The organism is Mesorhizobium sp. WSM4828 (genome assembly GCF_055811175.1).
Genome location: NZ_JBVVQK010000003.1, coordinates 81375 through 103858, shown reverse-complemented (window position 1 = coordinate 103858; position 22484 = coordinate 81375). Strand labels below are relative to the sequence as shown.

Sequence of the window (22484 nt, the reverse complement as noted above, 5' to 3'; positions counted from 1 at the left end):
AACCCCCCCCCCCCCCCTACTTTTGGTTTTTTTCACACCCCCACCCCCCCCCCCGGGGGGGGCCCCCCCCCCCCCCCCCCACCAGGCTTGGGAGGCTTAGCGAGCTGCGGTCCAGCCCTTGTAATCCTTCAAATTGTCGGCCGTGATCAGCTTCGGGTCGAGCAGCACCGTCGGCTCGGCCGGCTTCTTGCCGGCAAGCAAGTCGGCCGCCATCGTCAGCGACTGGCCGGCCATCACATAGGGATCTTGCGAGGCCGAGGCCTTGATCATCGACGTGCCGGAGGCGAGTTCCTTCTCGATATCCGGTGCGCCGTCGACCGCGGTGAAGATGAACTCCGAGCGGTTGAGCTGCTTGGCCGCAAGCTGGGCGCCGATCGCCGTCGGATCGTTGATGGCGAAGACCGCGTCGATCTTGTCGAAACGGGTCAGCAGCGACTGGAACACTTTCAGGCCGCCGTCACGCGAGCCTTCGGCGTTCTGGTCGTCGGAAAGGACCTTGATTTCGGGGTGTTTTGCCAGCACGTCCTTGCAGCCCTTGACCCGCTCCAGGATCGACGACGAGGCCGGGCCGTTGAGGATGACGTAGTCGCCCCTGCCGCCGGTGTGGTCGACCAGATACTGGCACGCCTCTTCGCCGGCCTTGACGTTGTTGGTCATCACGGTGACGTCGGCGCCGGGCGCCGAAACGTCGAAAGCGGCAACGACGATGCCGGCCGCCTGCGCCTTCTTCACCGCCGGCGCGATCGCCTTGGCGTCGACGGCGTTGAGCATGATGACGTCGACGCCGGCGGCGATGAAGGAATCGACCTGCGAAACCTGCTTGTTGAGGTCGTAGTCGGCCGATACCGAGGTCACCTGCACATTCGGGTTGATCTTCTTGGCCGCGTCCTCGATGCCCTTGATGGTGGCGACGAAGAACGGGTTGCCGAGCAGGCCGACCGAGATGCCGACCTTGTTCAGATCCTTGGCCGATGCCGGCGCGATAACGGCGGCCGTGAGGGCGACGCCGCAGAGCAGTTTAGCGATGGTCTTCATTGTTTTATTTTCCTCCTGATGCCCCGCGCCTCTCACGGTGCGTTACACATGAAACCGGCTCGTTGGATGCCGGCGACTAAGGGCCATCACGTTCTTGCTCCTGCCTGGAGCCGGTAACGGTCGAGGGCGACCGCCACGATGATGACCAATCCCTTGATGATGTACTGCCAGATGTCCGAAACACCGGCGAGGATGAGCCCGTTGGACAGCACGGCGATGATCAGGCCGCCGATCAGCGTGCCCCAGATCGAGCCGACACCGCCGACGAAGCTGGTGCCGCCAAGGATGACCGCGGCGATCGCGTCCAACTCGTAGGACTGCCCGAGCTGCAGCCCGTTGGCGGCATAGAGCCGGGCCGCCGACATGGCGCCGCCAAGGCCGGCCAGAAGGCCGGAAACGCCATAGACGAAAAGCAGCACCAGCGGCACCTTGATGCCGGTCAGCCTGGCGGCCTCGGCGTTGCCGCCGACGGCGTAGATCCAGGTGCCGAGCACTGTGCGCTTGAGCACCAGCCAGGACAGCACGACGACCGCCAGCGCGATGATGACCAGCCACGGAATGCCGAACAGCGAACCGTTGCCGATGAAGTCGAACGGCAGGTCCGCGTTGAACACCGTCGTGTCCTGGCCGAGCAGGCGGGCGACGCCGCGCACGGCGGTCAGCGACCCAAGCGTGACGATGAACGGCGGCAGTCTGATATAGGCGATCAGCAGCCCGTTGATGACGCCGAAGCCGAGGCCGACGAGAATGGCCGCCGGCACGCCCAGCAGTCCCCAATCGGGCACCAGCGACACCATCACCGCCACCATCGCCGAGGCGGCAAGGATCGAGCCGACGGACAGGTCGATGCCGCCGGTCAGGATGACGAAAGTCATGCCGGCCGCCAGCACGATGTTGATCGACGATTGCTGCATGACGATCAGCAGATTGGTCTGGGTGAAAAAGCGCGGATTGATGAACTGGAAGCCGACCGCCAGCAGGATCAGGATCGGCAGCATGCCGAGGGCAGCGATGGCGGTACGCCACCTCGTGCTCCTGCCGACCGCCCGGTCGTCCGCTTTCATCGTGTCGGTCATCGCTGAGCCGCTCCCGTTGCAAGTTCCATGATCGCTTCCTGCCGCAGCGGCTCGCCCTCCGACGCCGTCACCTCGCCGGCAATGGTGCCGTCGCGCATCACCAGCACGCGGTCGGCGATGCCGATCACCTCCGGCAGTTCGCTAGAGATCATCAGGATGGCGATGCCTTTCTTGGCCAGATTGTCGATCAGCCGATAGATTTCCGACTTCGCCCCGACATCGACGCCGCGGGTCGGCTCGTCGAGGATGACGACCTGCGGCTCGGTTTCCAGCAGGCGGGCGAGCAGCACCTTCTGCTGGTTGCCACCCGACAGCGAGCCGGCATTGGCCTGCACCGAGCCGGTGCGGATGGAGAGATCCGACACCGCCTTGGCGGCGCGCTTTTCGGCAGCATTGAAGTCGCGCAGGCCGCCGGCCTTCGCGTCCCTTGCCAGCACGCCCATGCTGATGTTGTCGGAGATCGACATGTCGAGAAACAGGCCAAGTTGCTTGCGGTCCTCGGTCAGGTAGGCGATGCCGGCATCGAGCGCCTCGCTTGGCGAACCTATGGATATCGGTTTGCCGCCGAGCTCCAGCGTGCCCGATATGTGCCTGTCGGCGCCGAAGATCAGCCGTGCCAGTTCGGTGCGGCCCGAACCGACCAGGCCGGCCAGTGCCAGCACCTCGCCCTTGTGGAGGTCGAACGAACAATTCTTTATGAGATTGCCGTCCGACATGCCGCGCACCGACAGCGCGACGGCGCGCTTGCTGTCCGGCGGGCGGTGATCCTTCTTGTAGAAGGTCGACAGATCGCGCCCGACCATCATCGATACCAGCCGCGAGGCGTTCAGGTCGGCACGGTCGAGCGTGCCGACATAGCCGCTGTCGCGCAGCACGCTGACGCGATCGGCGAGCTGGTAGACCTCTTCCATGCGATGGCTGATGTAGATGATGGCAATGCCTTGCGCCTTCAGCGTCGCGATCACCTCGAACAGCCGGTCGGTCTCGCGCAAGGTCAGCGACGTGGTCGGCTCGTCCATGACGATGATGCGCGCATTGGTCGACAGCGCGCGGGCGATTTCGACCAGCTGGCGTTCGCCGAGCGACAGGCTGGCGACCGGAGTGCGCGCCGAGAAGGTCACGCCGAGCCGCGCGATGATCTCGCTGGCGCGCCGGTTGCACTGCTCGCGATCGACGACGCCGAACCGTCGCGGCTCGTTGCCGAGGAAGATGTTCTGCGCCACCGACAGATTGGGCGCCAGCGACAGCTCCTGATAGATGACCGCAATACCGGCGGCGCGCGCCTTGATCGGGTCGCCGGTGGCGGCCGGCACGCCGTCGATCAGGATTTCGCCGCCGGGATCCGGCCGGTAGGCGCCGGACAGCACCTTCATCAGCGTCGACTTGCCGGCACCGTTCTCGCCCATCAGCGCGTGCAGTTCGCCGGCATGAACGGTCAGCGAGACATCGTGCAAGGCGCGGATCGCACCGAACGTTTTCGAGATGTGGCGCATTTCCAGCACCGGCTGGCGGGCCGTCTCGCTCCGGGCGGCGGCGCTCATCGGGCAGCTCCTGCGGCTGCGCTGGCCATAGCCCGGTCGGCGGCAAGGCCGCGCCAGTCGCTGCGGTAACCCGCAAGGCCGCTGAAGCTTGCCGCATTCACCGCCTCCGGCGCCTCGGCGGCAAATTCGCGTGCGACACTTTCAAAGGCAAGTGCGGCAGCACCGGTGGCGCTGCCCTCCAGCGTTGCGCCCTGCAGGAAGGCCTGCCCGGGCCGCAACTGCGCCAGCAACGCGGCAAGCAGCCCGCCATTGTTCAGGCCGCCGTCGACGATCACCGTATTGTCCGAATGGATCAGCTCGAGGCACAGATCGACCATCAGCGCGACATAGAGCAGCGCCATGGCCGCGCGTTCCTCGGCATTGGGCGTACGCCCGACCAGTTCGCCGCGGCGGTGCGGCATTGGGCCCCCGGGCGCGAAGCTCGGCAGCGCCATGATGCCGGCGTCGATCACCCGTTGTATCGATGACGGCGCAATTGCACCCTGCCAGCCGGCGCTGATCGTCGCGAATTCGCGCCCGCCCATGAAGCGGACGGTCGGCACCGGGCCGCCATCGACATCGACATTGACCAGCATGTCGCGCTCGCCGTCGAGTGCGTCGAGCGGACAGTCCGGATTGAGCACGACCACCCAGGTGCCGGTCGAGACCACGGTCACCGGCCCAAGCTGCTGCCGGCGGTAGGCATGGAGCGCGGCATTGCTGTCGTGGACGCCATTATGGATGGCGACCGGCTTCTCGGCCTGGCCGAAGCGCTGCTCGCCGATCACCCCGCCGGCACGCTCGAAAGCGGGCATCTGGCCGCGCCAGCCCTCGGCATCGACCAGCGAGCTGAAATCGCGCTTGCGCGGCGCCCACAGATGCGAATGGCAGCCGAGATAGGAGACCTCCGACACCGGCCGGCCGCCAAACCGCCAGCTCCAATATTGGGGGTAGCCGAGGATCGATTTCGCTGCGACGAAGGCACCGGGCCCCACCTGCTTCAGCCACAACATGTGGCGGCCGTAGTTGAAGCCAAGCGGCAGGCGCGGCGAAAAGGTCTCGGCAAAATTCGGAATGCGGCGGTCGATCTGCGCGGCGATTTCAGCTGGCGGTTCCTGCTCGTAATCGAGGATCGGATGCGTCAGCGCGGCGTCGTCTACCAACGCGAAAGTGCAGCCATGGCCGGATACCATCAGCCCTTCCACTCCATGCGTGTCGACTGCGTCGTCGATGGCGCGGGCCGCCCAGTCGTGCAGCGCTGGCTCGTCGAGCACGCTGAAGCCGCCTTTGCGGATCCAGCTCGGCTGGGTACGGCGCTCGTCGAGGATCTGTCCGTCCTGGCCGAAGACGAACAGCTTCGAATTGGTCTTGCCGAAATCGAGGACGGCGATGTTCACTGGGCGCCTCCCGAGGAAGCGGCGATCCGCACCGTGACGCCGGCGTCTTCGAGCATGCGTGCATCGGCGTCGGACAGGCCGTCATCGGTGACCAGCGTGCCGATCCGCGACAGCGGCAGTGCCACGTTGCGCGCGTGGATCGTCAGTTTGCGGCTGTCGGCCAGCACGACGATCTGGTCGGCGCAGAGGCTGAGCTCGACGATCGAGCGGACCAGCAGCGGGTGCGATTCCAGAAGGCCTTCCTGGCCGATGCCTTGCGCGCCGAGAAAGAACTTCGAGGCGTAGAACGGCACCGTCTGGGTCAGCGAATGGATGATGCCCGGCTCGCGGTGCAGTTCGCCGCCGGCGACGGTGAGGCTGCAATGGCCGTGGTCGCTGAGATAGGCCGCGAGCGGCATCGAGTTGGTGTAGAGCCGGATGTTGCGGTCGGCGAGCTTGACGCCGAGATGGAAGCAGGTCGAACCGCCATGCACGATGACCGCGTCGCCGTCGCGCACCATGGTGGCGGCGAGCGCGGCGATCTGCCGCTTGGCCTCGACGGCGAGGTCGCGGTTCTCGTCATAGGGCCTGGCATAGGCGACGCCGGCCTGCGAAGCGCCATCGAGCGCCGAGATGCCGCCATAGACCTTGCGCGCTTCGCCGGCCTCATCGATTTTGTCGATGTCGCGCCGCACTGTCGCCGCCGACACGCCAAGCCGCTCCTGCAGCTCGCGCACCGATGCGAAAGGCCGGTCCCGCAAAAGCTCGACGATCTGGCGCTGGCGGCCGGAGTCGCTCAACCCTTACCTCCCAATGCGCCTGCCTCCCAAGCATTTTGCACGGCATTGCCATTTTGCACGGCAATTGGTGCAACTTACTCAACACGCCTCGGATTGCAAGCTGATTTGACGCGATAACATCACTGTTGACGTAACTTACTCGCATCTGCGATACCAGCGTCGGTCTTCGTCCCGGCAACGGGACGTCCAAAGCCGTGGCGACGCGGCCGGTTTGTAGAGGAATTCCGATGACGATCAGTGCGGATGCGCAGGAACTGGCAGCGCTGCGGTCGCTTTCGGCCGAGATCGGCAGCGACCCGCATCTGACGCAGGCCGCCGGCGGCAACACCTCGCTGAAAGCCGGCGACACGCTCTGGATCAAGGCCTCCGGCACCTGGCTGAAGGACGCGCTCACCGCGGACATCATGGTGCCGGTCGGCATCCCGCCATTGCTCGACGCCATCGAACGGGACGACCCGGCCGCCGAACAGCCGCAGGCCTTCGCTGTCGGCGCCCTCAATCCACGCGGCTTGCGCCCGTCGATCGAGACCACCGTGCATGCGCTCATGCCGCAGCGCATCGTTCTGCATGTCCACTGCGTCGAGACCATTTCGCTGGCCGTGCAGGCCGACTGCGAGGCCGAGGCCGCCAGGCGGCTCGACGGCCGCCAATGGGCGTATGTTCCTTATCGCCGGCCGGGACTGCCGCTCGCCCAGGGCATCACAGAGCGCCTGCGGCCAGGCGTGGATATCCTGATCCTCGGCAATCACGGCCTGGTCGTTGCAGCCGAGACCGTCGCCGCGGCGGGCATGCTGCTGCGCCGCGTGACACGACTGTTGGCGCGGCCGCCGCGCCAGGTGGCGGAACCGGACATCGCGGCGCTGACGGCGCTCGCCGGCGGCAGCGGCTACAGACTGCCGGCCGATGTCGAGGCGCATGCGGTGGCGATCGACCCCGAAAGCTGCCGTATGGCTTCGGGTGGCAGCCTCTACCCCGACCACGTCATCTTTCTCGGCGAAGGCTCGGTCGTGGCGAGACCGGGCGAGGATGTGAAGCGCGTCATCGAGCGCTGCGGCGCCGCACCCGTGGCGATCCTGTTTCCCGGCCTCGGCGTGCTGATACGCGGCGACGCCGGTGCCGGTGCCGACGCCATGCAGCGCTGCCTTTCCGACGTCACGGCGCGGGTCGATGTCGCGGCGAAGCTGAATTATCTGACAGCGGCGGAGAATGACGAGCTGATCAACTGGGACGCCGAAAAATATCGCCAGAAACTCAATGCCGGAGGCAGCTGACATGCCGCATTCGTCAAGCCCGCTATCGACTGGCCCGCTTGCCATCGGCATCGACATCGGCACATCCGGCGCGCGCGCCGTCGCCATGCGCCCAGACTTTTCCATTGCCGCGCATTCCGCTATTGCCCTCGAGCGATTTGGGCTGAACGGCCGCGACCCCGCGATATGGTGGGAGGCGGTCGGCGCGACATTGGCGGAACTTCTCAAATGCATCGATCGCGCGGCAGTGCACTCGATCGCCGTCGACGGTACGTCGGGCACGCTGCTGCCGGTCGACGGCGCCGGGCAACCGCTGGCCGAACCGCTGATGTACAACGACAAGGTCGCTGACGACACTATCCTGACTGCAATAGCCGGCGCGGCACCGGCAACGAGCCCTGCACTCGGGGCGACGTCCGGTCTCGCCAAGGCGCTGTCTTTCCAGCACCTGCCCGGCGTCGCCACTGTGCTGCATCAGGCCGACTGGATCGCCGGACAGTTTTCCGGCCGCTTCGATGTCAGCGACGAGAACAACGCCCTGAAGACCGGCTACGACGTCGAGGCCCGGCGCTGGCCGGACTGGATCGCGGCGACCGGCATGCGCACGGAATTCCTGCCCCGCGTCGTGCGACCGGGCGATGTCACGGGCACGCTCACCGCCAGCGCCGCGAAAATGTTCGGCCTGCCGCGTGACGTGGCCGTTGTCGCCGGCACGACGGATGGCTGCGCCTCGTTCCTGGCGACAGGCGCCGCGACAGTCGGCGACGGCGTCACCGCGCTGGGGTCCTCGCTGACCATCAAGATGCTCTGCGGCCGGCCGATCTCGGCGCCGCAATTCGGCATCTACAGCCATAGGCTGGGTGACACCTACCTGGCGGGCGGCGCCTCGAACTCCGGCGGCAAGGTGCTGGCCCAGCATTTCCCCGTCGCCCGCATTGTCGAACTCAGCAAAAAGATCGACCCGGCGACCGAGACCGGCCTCGATTATTACCCGCTGCCGGCGCCGGGCGAACGCTTCCCTATAGCCGATCCGGCGCTGCCGCCCCGCCTCGAGCCGCGGCCCGCCGACGACGCCGACTATCTGAAAGCGATGTTCGAGGGTATTGCGGCGATCGAGGCGCTCGGCTATCGCCGGCTTGCCGAACTCGGCGCACCCCGGCTGACATCGGTCAGGAGCGTCGGCGGCGGTGCGGCCAATCCGGCCTGGACGGCGATCCGGCAGCGCAAGCTTGGCGTCGCCCTCTTGCCGGCTCTGTCGGAGGAGGCCGCTGCCGGCACGGCGCGGCTGGCGCTGATGGGCGCAAGCGCAGCGGGGCTTTTATGACGACCAAGGCAATTCAACACCTCGATGGCATCGCCGCGCTGATCGACCGCTATCAGGTGTTCCTGCTCGATCAATTTGGTGTGCTACACGACGGCACCAGCGCATACCCCGGCGCTGTCGAAGCCTTGTCGGCACTCAAGCGCGCCGGCAAGACCATCGTGCTGATCTCGAATTCCGGCAAGCGGGCGCAACCCAATGAGCGCCGCCTGCTGAAGCTCGGCTTCGAACCGGGAAGCTGGGACCACTTTGTCTCCTCCGGCGAGGTGGCGTGGCGCTCCTTCCATCAAATGGCGGCATCCGGAGCCTTGCGCCCGCAGACAAAATGCCTGCTGATCCGCCGCGACAATGACCGTTCGGCTGTCGACGGCCTGCCCTTCGTCCTGGCCAGGGACGGCGACGATGCAGAACTGGTGCTGATTTCCGCCAGCGAGGGCGATCGCTACGACCTCGACCATTATCGCCGGCTTCTTGGTCCCGCGGCGGCGCGCCGGGTGCCATGCTTCTGCACCAATCCCGACAAGATCATGCTGACTGCCGTCGGCCCTCGCTTCGGCGCCGGCCGGCTCGCCGATCTCTATGAGAGCCTCGGCGGCAGCGTGGCGCGCATTGGCAAGCCCAATCCGCAGATATTCGAGGCCGCGCTGGCACTGGCGGGCCACCCGGAGCGCGACAGCGTGGTCTGCGTCGGCGACAGCGTCGAGCACGACATCGCCGGCGGCAACGGCGTCGGCGTCGCGACGACGCTGGTCCTGTCGGGCATATTGGCGGGGGCGCCTGACCTCGAGGACGTTTTCGCCACGCTCAACGCCCGTCCCGACTACATCGCGGATAGCTTCAGGTTCCGTTGAGTTGTCAAGGCGAGACAAAGCTAATCGAGGTTGAAACGCCCGATCACCGGCACATGGTCCGAGGGCCGTTCCCAACCGCGCGCCGGCCGCAGGATTTCATAGCCGGCGAAATGCGGCACCAGGTTTGGCGACGACCAGATATGGTCGAGGCGGCGGCCGCGATTTGAGGCCTGCCAATCCTGGGCGCGATAGCTCCACCAGGTGTAGAGTTTCTCCTCGTAAGGCACATTGAGCCGCATCAGGTCGATCCAGTCGCCGGCGAGCCGCATCGCCTCGAAGTTTTCCGTCTCGACCGGCGTATGGCTGACGACGTTGAGGAGCTGCTTGTGCGACCAGACATCGTGCTCGAGCGGCGCGATGTTGAGGTCGCCGACCAGGATCGAGCCGGAGTGCTCGTCATGCTCGGCGCGTACGGCGTTCATCTCGGCAACGAAATCGAGCTTGTGCTTGAACTTGCGGTTGACGGCCGGGTCGGGCTCATCGCCGCCGGCCGGAACGTAGAAATTGTGCAGCAGGATCGTTTTGCCGCCGGCCTTGACGGTGACCGACAGATGCCGGCTGTCGTCGACCTCGCAGAAGCGGCGCCTTTCGACGATCTCGATCGGACGCCGTGCCACCGTCGCAACGCCGTGATAGCCCTTCTGGCCATGGAAGGCGATGTGCTCGTAGCCGAGCTTGCGGAACGCCTTCTCCGGAAACAATTCGTCCGGAACCTTGGTTTCCTGCAGGCAAAGCACGTCCGGCGCCTGCTGGTCGAGCAGGCGCTCGACGATCGGCATACGCAGCCTGACGGAGTTGATGTTCCAGGTAGCTACGGAAAACGGCATGTGGGGTTCCGGACAACGCAAGATCCGCCGGATGGCTCCGACGGAAGTCAATCGCGGAAACTACTGCCAGCCGCGCACCGCAAAAACAAGCCGCCGCACCAACGCGGAAAGCCATCCCGTAGCGGTAGAAAGCTACCGCGTCTTGGTGTTCAGTTCCCGGTTAGCCGTATAGTCGATGGCGAAGGTGTCGGGGGCGAAGCTGACGCCCTCCTTGGTGTTGAAGATCATCACCGTTGTGTCCTTGCCTTGCGCATCGGTGATGGTCCACTGCCGCAATTCATAGGATTTCGGATCGAACATCATGGTGATCTTCGAATTGCCGAACACCGATTTGTCGGCAAGCTGGATGGTGGTGAGATCGTCCTCTTCCTTGACGCTTCTGACGCGTCCGCCTGACAGATCGATCTTGTCGTCGAGCAGCAGCTTCAGCGGCGTCTTCGACAGCGGATAGAGGTCGGAGGTCCGCAGCTTCTTGTTGAGGATGACCACCGACTTGCCGTCGGAAATCACCCTGAAATTCGAGGCGCCGTCGTAATTGAAGCGGATCTTGCCCGGCCGTTCCAGAAAGAACTTGCCGCCGGTCTGCTCGCCCTTGGGTCCGAACTGCACGAACTCGCCGCTCATCGATTTGACCGAGGAGAAATGATCGGCGATTTTCTGCGCCGTCGCCGGAACCGCTGCTTGCGCCGACGCCAGCAACTGGAAGCCGGGCACGAGGTTGGCGGCCGCCGCACCGGCCAGGACCAGACCGAGGCCGAGCACCTGCCGGCGGGTTGGGGCGAAATCCCTGCTTGGGGCGAAAGTTGCGTTTTTCATGCCGGTCACCATCATCTGATTGCTTGCTCGTTATATGGTCTGGCCCCCCAGTTGGGCTTAAGTTTGGCGGGCCGCACGGCACCCGTCCGTTGCAACGCGCCAAAAGGTTCAAAGTTGCCGGCGCGGGCTCTAGAACTTGTCGTCCTCCGTCGGCACCAGGATTTCGCGTTTTCCGGCATGATTGGCCGGGCCGACAATGCCTTCCTTCTCCATCTTCTCGATGATCGAGGCGGCGCGGTTGTAGCCGATGCCGAGCCGGCGCTGGATGTAGCTGGTCGAGGCCTTGCCGTCGCGCAGCACCACCGCAACCGCTTGGTCGTAGGGGTCGTCGGAATCCTCGAAATTGCCGCTGTCGCCGCCGCCACTGCCTTTGCCCGACGGCTCATCGTCATCCTTATCGTCGTCCTCGGTGATGGCGTCGAGATATTCCGGCACGCCCTGCAGCTTCAGATGCGCGACGATCTTCTCCACCTCGTCGTCGGAGACGAAGGGACCGTGCACGCGCTGGATGCGGCCGCCGCCGGCCATGTAGAGCATGTCGCCCATGCCGAGCAGCTGCTCGGCGCCCTGCTCGCCCAGGATGGTGCGGCTGTCGATCTTCGACGTCACCTGGAAGGAGATACGGGTCGGGAAATTCGCCTTGATGGTGCCGGTGATGACGTCGACCGACGGCCGCTGCGTCGCCATGATGACATGGATGCCGGCGGCGCGCGCCATCTGCGCCAGGCGCTGCACCGCGCCTTCGATGTCCTTGCCGGCGACCATCATCAAATCGGCCATCTCGTCGATGATGACGACGATGTAGGGCATCGGCTCGAGGTCGAGGTTCTCCGTCTCGTAGATCGCTTCGCCGGTCTGGCGGTCGAAGCCGGTCTGCACGGTGCGCGAGATCCTTTCGCCTTTTTTCTCGGCCAGCTGCACGCGCGCGTTGAACCCATCGATGTTGCGGACGCCGACCTTGGACATCTTGCGGTAGCGGTCCTCCATTTCCCGCACCGTCCACTTCAGCGCCACCACCGCCTTCTTCGGATCGGTGACGACCGGCGTCAAAAGATGCGGAATGCCGTCATAGACCGAGAGTTCCAGCATTTTTGGATCGATCATGATCAGCCGGCAGTCCTGCGGCGTCAGCCGGTAGAGCAGCGACAGGATCATGGTGTTGATGGCGACGGACTTGCCCGAGCCGGTGGTGCCGGCGACCAGCACGTGCGGCATTTTGGCGATGTCGACGATCACCGCCTCGCCATTGATGGTCTTGCCGAGCGCCAGCGCCAGCTTGGACTTTGTCGTTTCGAAATCGCGGCTGGCGAGTATCTCCCTGAGATAGACGGTCTCGCGTTTGGCGTTCGGCAGCTCGATGCCGATGGCGTTGCGGCCTGGCACCACGGCGACACGGCAGGCGATCGCGCTCATCGAGCGGGCGATGTCGTCGGAAAGGCCGATGACCCGCGACGATTTGATGCCGGGCGCCGGCTCCAGTTCATAAAGCGTGACGACCGGGCCGGGACGCACATGGATGATCTCGCCCTTGACGCCGAAATCCTCCAGCACGCCCTCGAGCAGGCGGGCATTCTGCTCCAGCGCGTCCTTGGACAGGCTGGCATCGCGCACGACATTCTTCGGCTCGGACAGGAAATGCAGCGACGGCATTTCAAACCTTTCCGAGCCGATCAGTGTGGTCTGCGCTTCGCGCTGGACGCGGGCGCCCGGAGCCGGGCGGGGTGCCGGCGCTGCGACGCGCGTGGCCGCATCGGATCGGAAATTCTGAACCTGGGCTGTCGGGGCGCTGCGCCGTTGGCCCACGGGCTCCGGTGCAAAATCCATGTCATCGTCATCGTCGAAGACGTCGGCATCGTCGGGGTCGATCGAGGCACTGCGGTCGTTGACCATGGCGGCGAAGAATTCCGGCTCGACGCGGGCCCGCCCGCCCGGGCTCATCCGCGCCTCGGCGAACTCGGCCGATTCGACCCGTTCGGCCGCCCGCCGCCAGGCGCTGGGGCGCGGCTCCATCTCCGGCTCGAAATCGTCGCGCTCGCGCCGGCGCGCGGCGCGGCGGCGCAGATAGGCCCTCAGCGACAGCCACCAGTGGGCGATGGCGCCAAGCGCCAATATGCCTTCGTCGCCCTCGTCCTCTTCATTGTCGAAAAGCAGGTCGTCCTGCGGATCGGGCACGGCAGGCTGTTCGAGGACGGCGAAGCCGTTCTTGCGTGAAATCAGCGCCGAGCCATACAAGAATACCCACAGCGCCGGCGCTGCCAGAAGCACGGCGAGCACGCTGGCGACGAGGCCGGTCGGATAGCCTCCGATAATCAGGCCCGGGATATTGAGCACCATGTCACCGAAGACGCCGCCGAGGCCGGTCGGCAGCGGCCAGGTCTTGGGCGGCACCACGCAGCCGGCAATTGCCGCGCCAAGCAGCGAAAACCCGAACCAGGCCAGCGCCCGTTTGGGCAGCCGGTCGACGCCGCGCGCGGTAAACAGCAGGAATCCCCAGATCACCGCCGGCACCAGCGCCGCAACGGCGGCAAGCCCGAAGAACTGCATGGCAATGTCGGAAAAGACGGCGCCGGCATAACCCATTGCGTTGGTGACGATATTGTCGGTAGCGTGCGAAAAGCTCGGATCGGCGACGTTCCAGGTGGCAAGGGCGGCGACGCCGAAACCAACGAGGGCAAACAGCCCGGCACCGACCAGCCGCCCGACCTGGCGCCTCGCGAACGACCGGATGCCGTGCTCCGTATCGGCCAGCGCAAGCGGTGCTGAAGCCCCTGAACGCATGCTCTTCCTCGTCTGTCGTTGCCCGGCCGGGGCGCGGACGCGCAACACGGCAGATTCGGCTGTCAGACTAGCGGCGGGAAGGTTAAGGGCGCATTAACCATGGGCAATCTGCGTCACCGGAACGGGCGCAAGATGTCATGCCTGGCTTCCCATTCGAACATGACGACCGCCACCACAGTTCGGAGCCGCTGCGGCCGCTGTTTCACGCCACCGGCGGATCGAGTACCTTGATCAAGCGATTGTGATCGAGCCATCACGGCCACCTGCGCACAAAAAAGAGGCCCGGAAGATTTCCGGGCCTCAAGGCGTGAGCCCTTTCGGGAGCATCACGACGGGATCTTTCCGGCACCGGCAAACCGCCGGTGCCAGCCATAAACCTTACGGCACCACTTCGCCGTGCTGGCTGATGTCGAGGCCTTCGACCTCTTCCTGGGTGGAAGGACGTAGGCCGACCAGCGCTTTGACGATGTAGAGGATCACGAAGCTGGCAATCGCCGTCCACAGGATGGTGAAGACGATACCGTAGAGCTGCTTGCCGACAGAAGCACCCGAGCCGAGGCTGTTGATCGCCGGATCGGCGAGCACGCCGGTCAGCAATGCACCGATGATGCCGCCGATGCCGTGCACGCCGAACGCATCGAGCGAGTCGTCATAGCCGAACGCGTGCTTGAGCTTGACGGCCGAGACGTAGCACAGCACGCCGGCGACGATGCCGACGATGAAGGCGCCGGTCGGATTGACGAAGCCGGAAGCCGGCGTCACCGCGACCAGGCCGGCGACGGCGCCCGAGATGACGCCGAGAACGCTCGGCTTCTTGGCGACGATCCATTCGGCGAACATCCAGGCGAGCGCCGCAGCGGCTGCGGCAACCTGGGTGTTCAGCATCGCGGCACCCGCAAGGCCGTCGGCGGCCAGCTCCGAACCGGCGTTGAAGCCGAACCAGCCGACCCACAGCAGCGAAGCGCCGATGACGGAGTAGACGAGGTTGTGCGGTGCCATGTTGGTGGTGCCGTAGCCTTCACGCTTGCCGAGAACCAGCGCGCAGACCAAGCCGGCGACACCGGCATTGATGTGCACGACCGTGCCGCCGGCGAAATCGAGAACGCCGGCTGTGCCGAGGAAGCCGCCGCCCCACACCCAGTGCGCGATCGGGGCGTAGACCACCAGCAGCCACGCGCCCATGAAGATGAGCAGCGCCGAGAACTTCATGCGTTCGGCGAAGGCGCCGGCAATCAGCGCCGGCGTGATGATGGCGAAGGTCATCTGGAACATCGAGAAGACGAACTCAGGAATGTTCGCCACGCCCGGCAGCCACAGCGACGAGGTGGTGATGCCGTTGTGGAAGAACTTCGAGAAGCCGCCGAGATAGGCATTCATGCCGCCGCCATCCGAGAAGGCCAGCGAATAGCCGAACATGAACCACAGCACCGTCACCAGGCAGGTGATGGCAAAGCTCTGCATGATGGTGGCGAGCACGTTCTTCTTGCGCACCATGCCGCCATAAAACAGCGCCAGGCCCGGTATGGTCATCATCAGCACCAGGGCCGTCGAGGTCAGCATCCAGGCGGTGTTGCCGGTGTCGAGCGCGGGCGCAGGGGCAGCCGGTGCTGCCGGTGCCGCTTCCTGCGCGAACGCAGCAACCGTGCCCAGTGCAGCGAGAGCGAGCGAGCCCAAAACGGCCGCGCGTCCCGTTATCTTCAAGGTGGAAGGAATATTCATTGAACTCTCCATTGGAATACGTATCCGCAGCTCAAAGCGCGTCGGTGTCTGTTTCGCCGGTGCGAATGCGCACCGCCTGGTCGATGCCGAAAACGAAGATCTTGCCGTCGCCGATCTGGCCGGTCTTGGCCGCCGCGGTGATGGCTTCGACGGCCTTGTCGACCATGTCGACAGCGACCGCGACTTCGATCTTGATCTTCGGCAGGAAGCTGACCGCGTATTCCGCCCCGCGATAGATTTCCGTGTGCCCCTTCTGCCGTCCGTAGCCTTTTACTTCGGTGACGGTCAGGCCCTGGATGCCGACTGCGGTAAGCGCCTCGCGCACCTCGTCGAGCTTGAACGGCTTTATGATTGCCATCACGATCTTCATAAGGTTTCACCCTTTGCTGTTGCGGGTCCCCGCGTTTGCACGACTTCGCCGATCCCCATGAGAGCCGGAGAGTGCCCGCTAGGATTCAAGCTCCGTGCCAATTGCCGAAGCAGGGTGTTAAGCTGTTGTTAAACAACGAAATCGGGAAGGTTTGCCGACTGCCTGTTCACAGTCGCGGCAGTGCATATGCTTAAAAAATAGGCAAATTTCGAAAAATGCCTACTCCGCAGGCGGCCGCTTCAGCCGGATGAGTCCTTCTTGGGCAACCGAGGCGATCAACGTGCCGTCGCGCGCAAACAGCGAGCCGCGGGTAAAGCCTCGCGATCCCTGCGTCGACGGGCTGTCTTGCGTGTACAGCATCCAGTCGTCGAGCGGATGGCTGCGATGGAACCACATGGCGTGGTCGAGGCTCGCCGCCTGGATATCGCGATCGAAAATGGCACGGCCATGGGCAAAGGTCGAGGTGTCGAGCAGCGTCATATCAGAGAGGTAAGCGAGCACGGCCGCCTGCGTGGCGCGGTCGGCCGGCACCAGGCCGGTGGTGCGGATCCAGATGTTCTGCTTCGGCTCGAGCTTTTCCCGGCTGGTATAATGCTTCAGCATCACCGGCTTCATCTCGATCGGCCGGTCGCGCTCCCAATAGCGCTTGATGCCGTCGGGCACGGCTTCGCCGAACTTGCCCAGCAACTCGCGCTGCGACAGCAACGTGTCGGGCGCCGGCACGTCCTGCGGCATCGGCACCTGATGTTCCAGGCCGACCTCATCCTGCTGGAACGAGGCTTCCAGCGAAAAGATCGCCTGGCCGTGCTGGATCGCCACGACGCGGCGCGTGGTGAAGGAGCCGCCGTCACGGATGCGGTCGACCTCGTAGATGATCGGTACCTTGGTGTCGCCCGGCCGCATGAAATAACCGTGCAGCGAGTGCACATGGCGCTCGGGCTCGACCGTTCGCTGCGCGGCGACCAGCGCCTGGGCGATGGTCTGGCCGCCGAAGATGCGCTGCCAGTCGAGCTTGGGGCTGCGACCACGATACAGATTGTGTTCCAGCTGCTCGAGGTCGAGAATGCCGAGAAGCTCGTCCATGGCTGCCGTCATCTTGACCTCGCCGCAAAATTACCATGGCGGTTTCCGACAGGAACAGCGGGCAGTCAAGGGCGGAATGCCCGGCGACAGTCAGGCTGCGAAAGGAATTGCCATGGTGGACAGCAAGAATTCGCTCGACGTTCTGGTCGCCGGCGCCGGCTATATCGGCTTGGCCGCCGCCGTATCGCTGAAGCAGGCGCGGCCGAGCCTTGCCGTTGCCGTCGTCGATGCAGCACCCGCCGGGGTCTGGCAGAAGGACGGCCGCGCCTCGGCGATTGCTGCCGCCGCGTGCCGCATGCTCGACCAGCTCGGCGTCTGGAACGAGATCGCGCCGGAGGCGCAGGCGATCACAGAAATGATCGTCACCGATTCGCGCACATCCGATCCGGTCCGCCCGGTGTTCCTCACCTTCGACGGCGAGGTCGCGCCAGGCGAACCCTTCGCGCATATGGTCGCCAACAAGGATTTGAACGGCGCGTTGCGCCGGCGCGCCGAACAACTCGGCATCGGCATCATCGAAGGCGTCGCCGTCAGCGCCTTCGACATCAACGGTGCCGGCATCACCGTGCATCTTGCCGATGGCGCGACGCTGAAGGCGCGGCTGCTGGTCGCTGCCGACGGCGTCAACTCGAAGCTGCGCGACATGGCCGGCATCAAGACGGTGAAATGGGAGTATGGCCAGTCCGGCATCGTCTGCACGGTGGCGCATGAGCGGCCGCACAACGGCCGCGCCGAAGAGCATTTTCTGCCAGCCGGCCCCTTTGCCACGCTGCCACTCAAGCCGGGCAAGGACGGCACCAACCGTTCGTCGATCGTCTGGGTCGAGCGGTCGCAGGATGCCGAAAAGCTGGTCAGTGGCGACACGCTGGTCCTGGAATATGAGCTCGAGCACCGCTTTGGCCTCAAGCTCGGCGAAATCCATATCGCCGACAAGCCCCGCGCCTGGCCGCTCGGGCTGACCATTGCGCGCGCCTTCGTCGCGCCGCGCATCGCCTTGGCCGGCGATGCCGCCCACGGCATTCACCCGATCGCCGGCCAGGGTCTCAATCTCGGCTTCAAGGACGTGGCGGCGCTGGCCGAAGTGGTGGTCGAGGCCGACCGGCTCGGCCAGGACATCGGCGCGCTGGACGTGCTCGAGCGCTACCAGCAATGGCGGCGTTTCGACACGGTGCAGATGGGCATCACCACCGATGTGCTGAACCGTCTGTTTTCCAACGATTTCGGCCCGCTGCGCACGTTGCGCGACATCGGCCTCGGCCTTGTCGAACGCATGCCGCGGCTAAAAGGGTTCTTCATCCGCCAGGCGTCGGGTCTGTCCGGCGACACGCCGCGGCTTTTAAAAGGGGAAGCCATCTAGCAGCCAAAAAGGTAGTAAAACACTACAATGGCGAGCAGCATGCCGATCACCACCTTGCCGACCTTGGATTTGCCCAGCCCGTCTCCAAACAGCGTGCCGATCAGATCGGCCAATTCCGCAGCCACGTAGGCAATTGCTTCCATTTTGTGCCTGACGGTTTGGTGTGCCTTTCCATTGATATGGGAAGGCCTGTCTTCCGTTCAAAGATCGATGTTGACGGAGGTCAATTCACCTCGAAGCCCAGCTTCTGGCGCAGCCGCAGCATGCGCTGGTCGGGAATCTGCAGGTTCTGCCCGCCGGCTTCCGCCGCACGGCTGACCATCCGCAGCAGATCGCTCCTTTCGGCCGCGTCGAGCCGTTCGCGCAGGAACGGTGCCAGCTTGTCGATGACGACCGTGGCGTCGTCGATTTGCGATGCCGCCCATTTGGCGTAGATCACCGCTTCATCGGTCTGTTTTTTGTCGGCAATCTCCGAGATCACCGATCGAATGGCAGCTTCGCGTTGCGGCAGCACAGGACCATGTTCGGAGACGATGGCGGTGATCAGCGTCGCGGCGGCGACGACCGGATCGTCGATCGCCGTCAGCGGCGAGAGCGCCGCCTGCTTGCGCAGTTTCTTGCGGCGGACGTTGCCCTGGACGCGGCCAACGACGTCGGCAACCTCACGCGCCGCGTCGTTCATGGTCTTCAGCCGGTACCACCAGAACGCCGCTGCCCCCAGCAGGCCGATTGCAGCAATCAATATATGCATGCCCCAAGATCCCCCAATCTCGGACGACGATAGGAGAAGTATTGCTTCGCTTCAACACGCAAAAGTTGCGCCGATTGAAGAAACGACAGCCTGCGCCAGTCGCCGGCCGCCGACATCCTTACGACCCAGGCACGTTGTAGATCGCCCGCACCTCGATCGTGCCGATTTCGGCCAGCGGAATGCCGCCGGCGATCTCCAGCGCCTCGTCGAGATCCCTGGCCTCGATCATGACGAAACCGAGCAACTGTTCCTTGGTTTCGGCGAAGGGGCCGTCGGTAACCAGCCGCTTGCCCTGGCGCCGGCGCACGGTCTTCGACGTCTGCACCGATTGCAGCGCCTGCGCGATTATCAGGCGGCCGCTTTGCGCCACCGACCTGTCATAGGCCAGCGAATCGGCATCGAGCTTGGCCAGCCTCGCAGGCGTCATTGCGTAGAGATCTTTTTCTTCACCGTAGACCAGGCAAACGTATTTCATCTTTACCTCCATTCCTGGGTTGGACCGTAGGACGAGGCTACGGAAACATTGGCCGGGCCTTTGGCCGCGGCATAGTCGAGCCCCGCTGCATAATCCAGAAAGGACACCGCAATGCCGATGACGGCAATCGCCGCAAGCAGCCGGCCGAAGCCGGAAGGCGGCACGCGCGACCAGTCGGCCTGTTGTTCACCGGCCATGTGGCTGGTGCTCGTCGGGTGAGCAGAAAACAGATTGTTCATGTGGTCCTCCATCCGGCCACCAATTTCATGGCCGCCCGCAGGACGGCCGGGACAGATGGAAGTCGACATTTTTGCACGCATATTTTTTTTCGCGATTTTTTGCCCGAGCGATTTTGCCCGACCATGCTGCTGTCGATACGAAAGCGCGGGTGGCCTTCGCTCCCGCGCGCGCTATAGTCGACTGGATGCCGATCACGGGCTCAGCCACGACAATCAAGGAGGAATTGATGGACCGCACCGCCAACGCCGTTTGGAAAGGCAGTTTCAAGGAAGGCAAAGGCACACTCGAAACCCAGAGCGGGACGCTGAAGGGCACGCCCTATTCGGCCAAGATGCGTTTCGAGGATGAGAGCGGCAAATCCGGCACCAACCCGGAAGAGCTGATCGCCGCCGCTCATGCCGGCTGCTACGCCATGCAGCTTTCGCATTTTCTCGCCGAGAACGGCACTCCGGCCGCCGAGCTCGACGCCAAGGCCGTGGTAACGCTGGTTCCCGGCACCGGCATCACCGGCAGCGCGATCACGCTGGTCGGCAAGGTGCCGGGCATCGATGCCGCCAAGTTCAAGGAATTGGCCGAGAAGGCCAAGGCCGAATGCCCGGTTTCAAAAGCGCTCGGCGCCATCAAAGTATCGCTCGACGCCAGGCTCGGGTGAGCAGACCACTTTGCCAGGAAAACGCCGGCCCAGAGCCGGCGTTTTGCATTTCCAGAGGCTGGCGATCCGTCGCGCTGTCCCTCCGACATCTCGAATGATTATTGGCTTCTTTCGCCAGCGAGCACCTCGAGGCGTGCACGCAGCGCCGCAACCTCTTCCTCCAGCGCACGCACGCGCGATTCGAGGTCGGGCGCCGCTGCCGGTGGTTGCCATGGCGCCGAGGCCGCCGACGCCTCCACTGGCCCGCTGAGCAGATGGACATAGCGATCCTCGCGCTGGCCTGGGCCGCGATCGATCTGCTGCACCAGCGGTGGGCGGCGGCCGATCAGCAGATCGAGGTTGCCGCGAAGCTCGTCGATCGACGGCAACCGCGCCATGCGCTCGCTTCGTGCCAGCAATTCATAGGCCGTCTGCGGGCCGCGCAGCAGCAACAGGCCGAGCAGCGCGATCTGCGCCGAGGTCAGGGAAAAGCGCTGCGCCACGACATGCTCGTAGCGCTCGACGCGCGACGCGAACACCTGCCTGACTAGGCCCTTCTGCTCGAGCTGGCCAAGCGCCCTTCTGACCTCGCCAAGTTCGACCGACATCACCGGCTCGCGCGCCGTCTTCTGGTTGGCCGCCGCAAGTGCCGCATTGAGCGTCAGCGGATAGACGTCCGGCGTCAGCTCCTTCTTCTCGATCAGGCAGCCGAGCACGCGCGCCTCGACGGGGGAGAGGATGGGAAGGTCGGAGTTGGTCATAGACTATCCTTTCGAACTCGGCGGGACAGCGCCCCCCTCTGTCCTGCCGGACATCTCCCCCACAAGGAGGGAGATCGGCAGCCTCGCCGACAGCGCGTCATCCTTCAACCTTTGCAGATTGGCGAAAGCCGTGATGACAGCCAATCTCCCCACTCGTGGGGGAGATGTCCGGCAGGACAGAGGGGGGCGCGAAGGATCGCCGCGGATGAGACAATCCCGGCCGCAACCCTAAACCCGTCGCTCCACCATCATCTTCTTGATCTCGGCGATCGCCTTGGCCGGGTTGAGCCCCTTGGGGCAGGTCTGGGCGCAGTTCATGATGGTGTGGCAGCGATAGAGCCGGAACGGGTCTTCGAGATTGTCGAGCCGCTCGCCCGTCGCCTCGTCCCTGGAATCGATCAGCCAACGATAGGCCTGCAGCAGCGTCGCCGGGCCGAGATAGCGCTCGCCGTTCCACCAGTAGCTCGGGCAGGAGGTCGAGCAGCAGGCGCACAATATGCACTCGTAGAGCCCGTCGAGCTTTTCGCGATCCTCATGGCTCTGCAGCCATTCCTTGGCCGGTTCGGGCGACACCGTCTTCAGCCACGGCTCGATCGAAGCGTGCTGGGCGTAGAAATTGGTGAGGTCGGGCACCAGGTCCTTGACCACGGCCATGTGCGGCAGCGGATAGACCTTGATCGCGCCGGAAATGTCGTCACAGCCCTTGGTGCAGGCGAGCGTGTTCGACCCGTCGATGTTCATGGCGCAGGAGCCGCAAATGCCTTCGCGGCAGGAGCGGCGCAGCGTCAGCGTCGGATCAATCTTGTTCTTGATCCAGAGCAGCGCGTCGAGCACCATCGGCCCGCAATCGTCCATGTCGACGAAATACGTATCCATGCGCGGGTTCTCGTCATCGTCCGGCGACCAGCGGTAGATGCGGTATTCGCGCAGATTGGTCGCACCCTCAGGCTTCGGCCAGGTTTTTCCGGCCATGATCTTCGAGTTTTTCGGAAGCGTGAGTTCGACCATTACCTCAGGTCCTTTCGGATGACGAGCTTCAGCCCGGACCAGATCTCGTTTATGGCGGCGACCTTGACGTCGACGAGGTTGAGCTTCAGCGCCTCGGCGCGGATAACGTCCTCGGTGACGTCGGTCGGCACTTTCGATGCCTTCTTTGGCCACGACACCCAGACCATGCCGTCCCGCTTGATCGCCGCTTCGACGTCGCCAAGACGGTCCTCGATCTCGACACGCTGCCGGGTGAAAGCATGCACCGCATCATATTTCTGATGAACGCCCGAAATCGCTGACCAGTTGGCCAGCCGGTCGAGCCCGGCAAAGTCCACGGATTCGGCAAGGTCGTCCAGTTCGGCGGGCAAGGCGACGAAGGCAGCAATCATCCCGTCCTTCAGGCCGAGCTTGGCTGGAAGGGGTGTGCCGGAATATCCAGCTGCCGCCAGCGCCATGA

Annotated in this window: 23 protein-coding genes; 5 read left to right on the top strand and 18 right to left on the bottom strand. The window is 64.6% G+C overall.

Annotated elements, in window-relative coordinates; genetic code table 11:
- Positions 1-96: 96 nt before the first annotated feature.
- From AC0L2X_RS05230 to AC0L2X_RS05210, 5 genes are all read right to left on the bottom strand, one after another.
- The gene (locus tag AC0L2X_RS05230) at positions 97-1035 is read right to left on the bottom strand and encodes an ABC transporter substrate-binding protein (RefSeq protein WP_473599336.1); all 939 of its coding nucleotides are present in this window, start codon (positions 1033-1035) and stop codon (positions 97-99) included.
- Positions 1036-1121: 86 nt separating this feature from the next.
- Positions 1122-2111, bottom strand: coding sequence for an ABC transporter permease subunit (locus AC0L2X_RS05225; protein ID WP_352493188.1), 990 nt, complete (start codon positions 2109-2111; stop codon positions 1122-1124).
- Positions 2108-3652 carry a sugar ABC transporter ATP-binding protein gene (locus tag AC0L2X_RS05220; protein WP_473599335.1) on the bottom strand — a complete coding sequence of 515 codons (1545 nt, stop codon included), beginning with the start codon at positions 3650-3652 and terminating at the stop codon, positions 2108-2110. The genes AC0L2X_RS05225 and AC0L2X_RS05220 overlap by 4 nt, the downstream gene beginning before the upstream one ends.
- A complete protein-coding gene (locus AC0L2X_RS05215; protein ID WP_473599334.1) occupies positions 3649-5028 on the bottom strand; it encodes an FGGY-family carbohydrate kinase in 1380 nt (459 codons plus the stop codon). The genes AC0L2X_RS05220 and AC0L2X_RS05215 overlap by 4 nt, the downstream gene beginning before the upstream one ends.
- Positions 5025-5807: a DeoR/GlpR family DNA-binding transcription regulator gene (locus AC0L2X_RS05210; RefSeq protein WP_473599333.1), complete on the bottom strand. Its 783-nt coding sequence runs from the start codon at positions 5805-5807 to the stop codon at positions 5025-5027. The genes AC0L2X_RS05215 and AC0L2X_RS05210 overlap by 4 nt, the downstream gene beginning before the upstream one ends.
- Positions 5808-6034: 227 nt before the next feature.
- On the opposite strand from AC0L2X_RS05210, the gene AC0L2X_RS05205 reads away from it, so the two are divergent.
- Genes AC0L2X_RS05205 through AC0L2X_RS05195 form a run of 3 tightly spaced genes read left to right on the top strand, consistent with a single transcriptional unit; the run spans position 6035 to position 9229 of the window.
- Entirely contained in the window at positions 6035-7078 is a 1044-nt protein-coding gene (locus AC0L2X_RS05205; protein ID WP_473599332.1) for a class II aldolase/adducin family protein, read from the top strand.
- A gap of 1 nt (position 7079) precedes the next feature.
- Positions 7080-8381, top strand: a complete 1302-nt coding sequence (locus tag AC0L2X_RS05200; protein ID WP_473599331.1) for an FGGY-family carbohydrate kinase — start codon at positions 7080-7082, stop codon at positions 8379-8381.
- Complete coding sequence (locus tag AC0L2X_RS05195) at positions 8378-9229, top strand: TIGR01459 family HAD-type hydrolase (protein ID WP_352468057.1); 852 nt, start codon at positions 8378-8380, stop codon at positions 9227-9229. Before AC0L2X_RS05200 ends, AC0L2X_RS05195 begins: the two co-directional genes overlap by 4 nt.
- A gap of 20 nt (positions 9230-9249) precedes the next feature.
- Here AC0L2X_RS05195 and AC0L2X_RS05190 read toward each other — a convergent pair whose 3' ends face one another.
- From AC0L2X_RS05190 to tesB, 6 genes are all read right to left on the bottom strand, one after another.
- Positions 9250-10056 carry an exodeoxyribonuclease III gene (locus AC0L2X_RS05190; protein WP_473599330.1) on the bottom strand — a complete coding sequence of 269 codons (807 nt, stop codon included), beginning with the start codon at positions 10054-10056 and terminating at the stop codon, positions 9250-9252.
- A gap of 132 nt (positions 10057-10188) precedes the next feature.
- The gene (locus AC0L2X_RS05185; protein WP_376702718.1) at positions 10189-10872 is read right to left on the bottom strand and encodes an outer membrane lipoprotein carrier protein LolA; all 684 of its coding nucleotides are present in this window, start codon (positions 10870-10872) and stop codon (positions 10189-10191) included.
- Positions 10873-11001: 129 nt separating this feature from the next.
- A complete protein-coding gene (locus AC0L2X_RS05180) occupies positions 11002-13650 on the bottom strand; it encodes an FtsK/SpoIIIE family DNA translocase (RefSeq protein ID WP_473599329.1) in 2649 nt (882 codons plus the stop codon).
- A gap of 378 nt (positions 13651-14028) precedes the next feature.
- The gene (locus AC0L2X_RS05175) at positions 14029-15351 is read right to left on the bottom strand and encodes an ammonium transporter (protein WP_473599433.1); all 1323 of its coding nucleotides are present in this window, start codon (positions 15349-15351) and stop codon (positions 14029-14031) included.
- 49 nt (positions 15352-15400) lie between these two features.
- The gene (locus AC0L2X_RS05170) at positions 15401-15739 is read right to left on the bottom strand and encodes a P-II family nitrogen regulator (protein WP_023679755.1); all 339 of its coding nucleotides are present in this window, start codon (positions 15737-15739) and stop codon (positions 15401-15403) included.
- Positions 15740-15958: 219 nt separating this feature from the next.
- The gene (tesB, locus tag AC0L2X_RS05165) at positions 15959-16834 is read right to left on the bottom strand and encodes an acyl-CoA thioesterase II (RefSeq protein WP_352493178.1); all 876 of its coding nucleotides are present in this window, start codon (positions 16832-16834) and stop codon (positions 15959-15961) included.
- 100 nt (positions 16835-16934) lie between these two features.
- Here tesB and AC0L2X_RS05160 point away from each other — a divergent pair, with 100 nt between their 5' ends.
- Positions 16935-18179 carry a ubiquinone biosynthesis hydroxylase gene (locus AC0L2X_RS05160; RefSeq protein ID WP_473599432.1) on the top strand — a complete coding sequence of 415 codons (1245 nt, stop codon included), beginning with the start codon at positions 16935-16937 and terminating at the stop codon, positions 18177-18179.
- On the opposite strand, the gene AC0L2X_RS05155 is transcribed toward AC0L2X_RS05160, so the two are convergent.
- From AC0L2X_RS05155 to AC0L2X_RS05140, 4 genes are all read right to left on the bottom strand, one after another.
- Positions 18176-18304, bottom strand: a complete 129-nt coding sequence (locus AC0L2X_RS05155) for a hypothetical protein (RefSeq protein WP_473599328.1) — start codon at positions 18302-18304, stop codon at positions 18176-18178. The two genes, AC0L2X_RS05160 and AC0L2X_RS05155, sit on opposite strands and share 4 nt — an antisense overlap.
- A gap of 98 nt (positions 18305-18402) precedes the next feature.
- Positions 18403-18930: a hypothetical protein gene (locus AC0L2X_RS05150; protein WP_352540843.1), complete on the bottom strand. Its 528-nt coding sequence runs from the start codon at positions 18928-18930 to the stop codon at positions 18403-18405.
- Positions 18931-19048: 118 nt separating this feature from the next.
- Entirely contained in the window at positions 19049-19405 is a 357-nt protein-coding gene (locus AC0L2X_RS05145; protein ID WP_473558193.1) for a YciI family protein, read from the bottom strand.
- Between the two features lie 2 nt (positions 19406-19407).
- Positions 19408-19644 carry a hypothetical protein gene (locus AC0L2X_RS05140; RefSeq protein WP_473599327.1) on the bottom strand — a complete coding sequence of 79 codons (237 nt, stop codon included), beginning with the start codon at positions 19642-19644 and terminating at the stop codon, positions 19408-19410.
- A 227-nt stretch (positions 19645-19871) separates the two neighbouring features.
- Here AC0L2X_RS05140 and AC0L2X_RS05135 point away from each other — a divergent pair, with 227 nt between their 5' ends.
- A complete protein-coding gene (locus AC0L2X_RS05135; RefSeq protein WP_352643715.1) occupies positions 19872-20297 on the top strand; it encodes an OsmC family protein in 426 nt (141 codons plus the stop codon).
- Between the two features lie 98 nt (positions 20298-20395).
- Here AC0L2X_RS05135 and AC0L2X_RS05130 read toward each other — a convergent pair whose 3' ends face one another.
- From AC0L2X_RS05130 to AC0L2X_RS05120, 3 genes are all read right to left on the bottom strand, one after another.
- Complete coding sequence (locus tag AC0L2X_RS05130) at positions 20396-21037, bottom strand: YceH family protein (RefSeq protein ID WP_473599326.1); 642 nt, start codon at positions 21035-21037, stop codon at positions 20396-20398.
- 228 nt (positions 21038-21265) lie between these two features.
- Entirely contained in the window at positions 21266-22045 is a 780-nt protein-coding gene (locus AC0L2X_RS05125; protein WP_292663232.1) for a succinate dehydrogenase iron-sulfur subunit, read from the bottom strand.
- Positions 22045-22482: a DUF3052 family protein gene (locus AC0L2X_RS05120; RefSeq protein WP_473599325.1), complete on the bottom strand. Its 438-nt coding sequence runs from the start codon at positions 22480-22482 to the stop codon at positions 22045-22047. Before AC0L2X_RS05120 ends, AC0L2X_RS05125 begins: the two co-directional genes overlap by 1 nt.
- Between the last annotated feature and the right edge of the window lie 2 nt (positions 22483-22484).

Excerpts from the sequence above, each read along its gene's own strand:
- AC0L2X_RS05160 (WP_473599432.1), top strand. The coding sequence starts at position 16,935 with ATGGTGGACAGCAAGAATTCGCTCGACGTTCTGGTCGCCGGCGCCGGC.
- AC0L2X_RS05190 (WP_473599330.1), bottom strand. The coding sequence starts at position 10,056 with ATGCCGTTTTCCGTAGCTACCTGGAACATCAACTCCGTCAGGCTGCGT.
- AC0L2X_RS05170 (WP_023679755.1), bottom strand. The coding sequence starts at position 15,739 with ATGAAGATCGTGATGGCAATCATAAAGCCGTTCAAGCTCGACGAGGTG.
- AC0L2X_RS05150 (WP_352540843.1), bottom strand. The coding sequence starts at position 18,930 with ATGCATATATTGATTGCTGCAATCGGCCTGCTGGGGGCAGCGGCGTTC.
- AC0L2X_RS05225 (WP_352493188.1), bottom strand. The coding sequence starts at position 2,111 with ATGACCGACACGATGAAAGCGGACGACCGGGCGGTCGGCAGGAGCACG.
- AC0L2X_RS05200 (WP_473599331.1), top strand. The coding sequence starts at position 7,080 with ATGCCGCATTCGTCAAGCCCGCTATCGACTGGCCCGCTTGCCATCGGC.
- AC0L2X_RS05230 (WP_473599336.1), bottom strand. The coding sequence starts at position 1,035 with ATGAAGACCATCGCTAAACTGCTCTGCGGCGTCGCCCTCACGGCCGCC.
- AC0L2X_RS05120 (WP_473599325.1), bottom strand. The coding sequence starts at position 22,482 with ATGGCGCTGGCGGCAGCTGGATATTCCGGCACACCCCTTCCAGCCAAG.
- AC0L2X_RS05185 (WP_376702718.1), bottom strand. The coding sequence starts at position 10,872 with ATGAAAAACGCAACTTTCGCCCCAAGCAGGGATTTCGCCCCAACCCGC.
- AC0L2X_RS05140 (WP_473599327.1), bottom strand. The coding sequence starts at position 19,644 with ATGAACAATCTGTTTTCTGCTCACCCGACGAGCACCAGCCACATGGCC.
- AC0L2X_RS05125 (WP_292663232.1), bottom strand. The coding sequence starts at position 22,045 with ATGGTCGAACTCACGCTTCCGAAAAACTCGAAGATCATGGCCGGAAAA.
- AC0L2X_RS05195 (WP_352468057.1), top strand. The coding sequence starts at position 8,378 with ATGACGACCAAGGCAATTCAACACCTCGATGGCATCGCCGCGCTGATC.
- AC0L2X_RS05220 (WP_473599335.1), bottom strand. The coding sequence starts at position 3,652 with ATGAGCGCCGCCGCCCGGAGCGAGACGGCCCGCCAGCCGGTGCTGGAA.
- AC0L2X_RS05145 (WP_473558193.1), bottom strand. The coding sequence starts at position 19,405 with ATGAAATACGTTTGCCTGGTCTACGGTGAAGAAAAAGATCTCTACGCA.
- AC0L2X_RS05205 (WP_473599332.1), top strand. The coding sequence starts at position 6,035 with ATGACGATCAGTGCGGATGCGCAGGAACTGGCAGCGCTGCGGTCGCTT.
- AC0L2X_RS05180 (WP_473599329.1), bottom strand. The coding sequence starts at position 13,650 with ATGCGTTCAGGGGCTTCAGCACCGCTTGCGCTGGCCGATACGGAGCAC.
- tesB (WP_352493178.1), bottom strand. The coding sequence starts at position 16,834 with ATGACGGCAGCCATGGACGAGCTTCTCGGCATTCTCGACCTCGAGCAG.
- AC0L2X_RS05130 (WP_473599326.1), bottom strand. The coding sequence starts at position 21,037 with ATGACCAACTCCGACCTTCCCATCCTCTCCCCCGTCGAGGCGCGCGTG.
- AC0L2X_RS05135 (WP_352643715.1), top strand. The coding sequence starts at position 19,872 with ATGGACCGCACCGCCAACGCCGTTTGGAAAGGCAGTTTCAAGGAAGGC.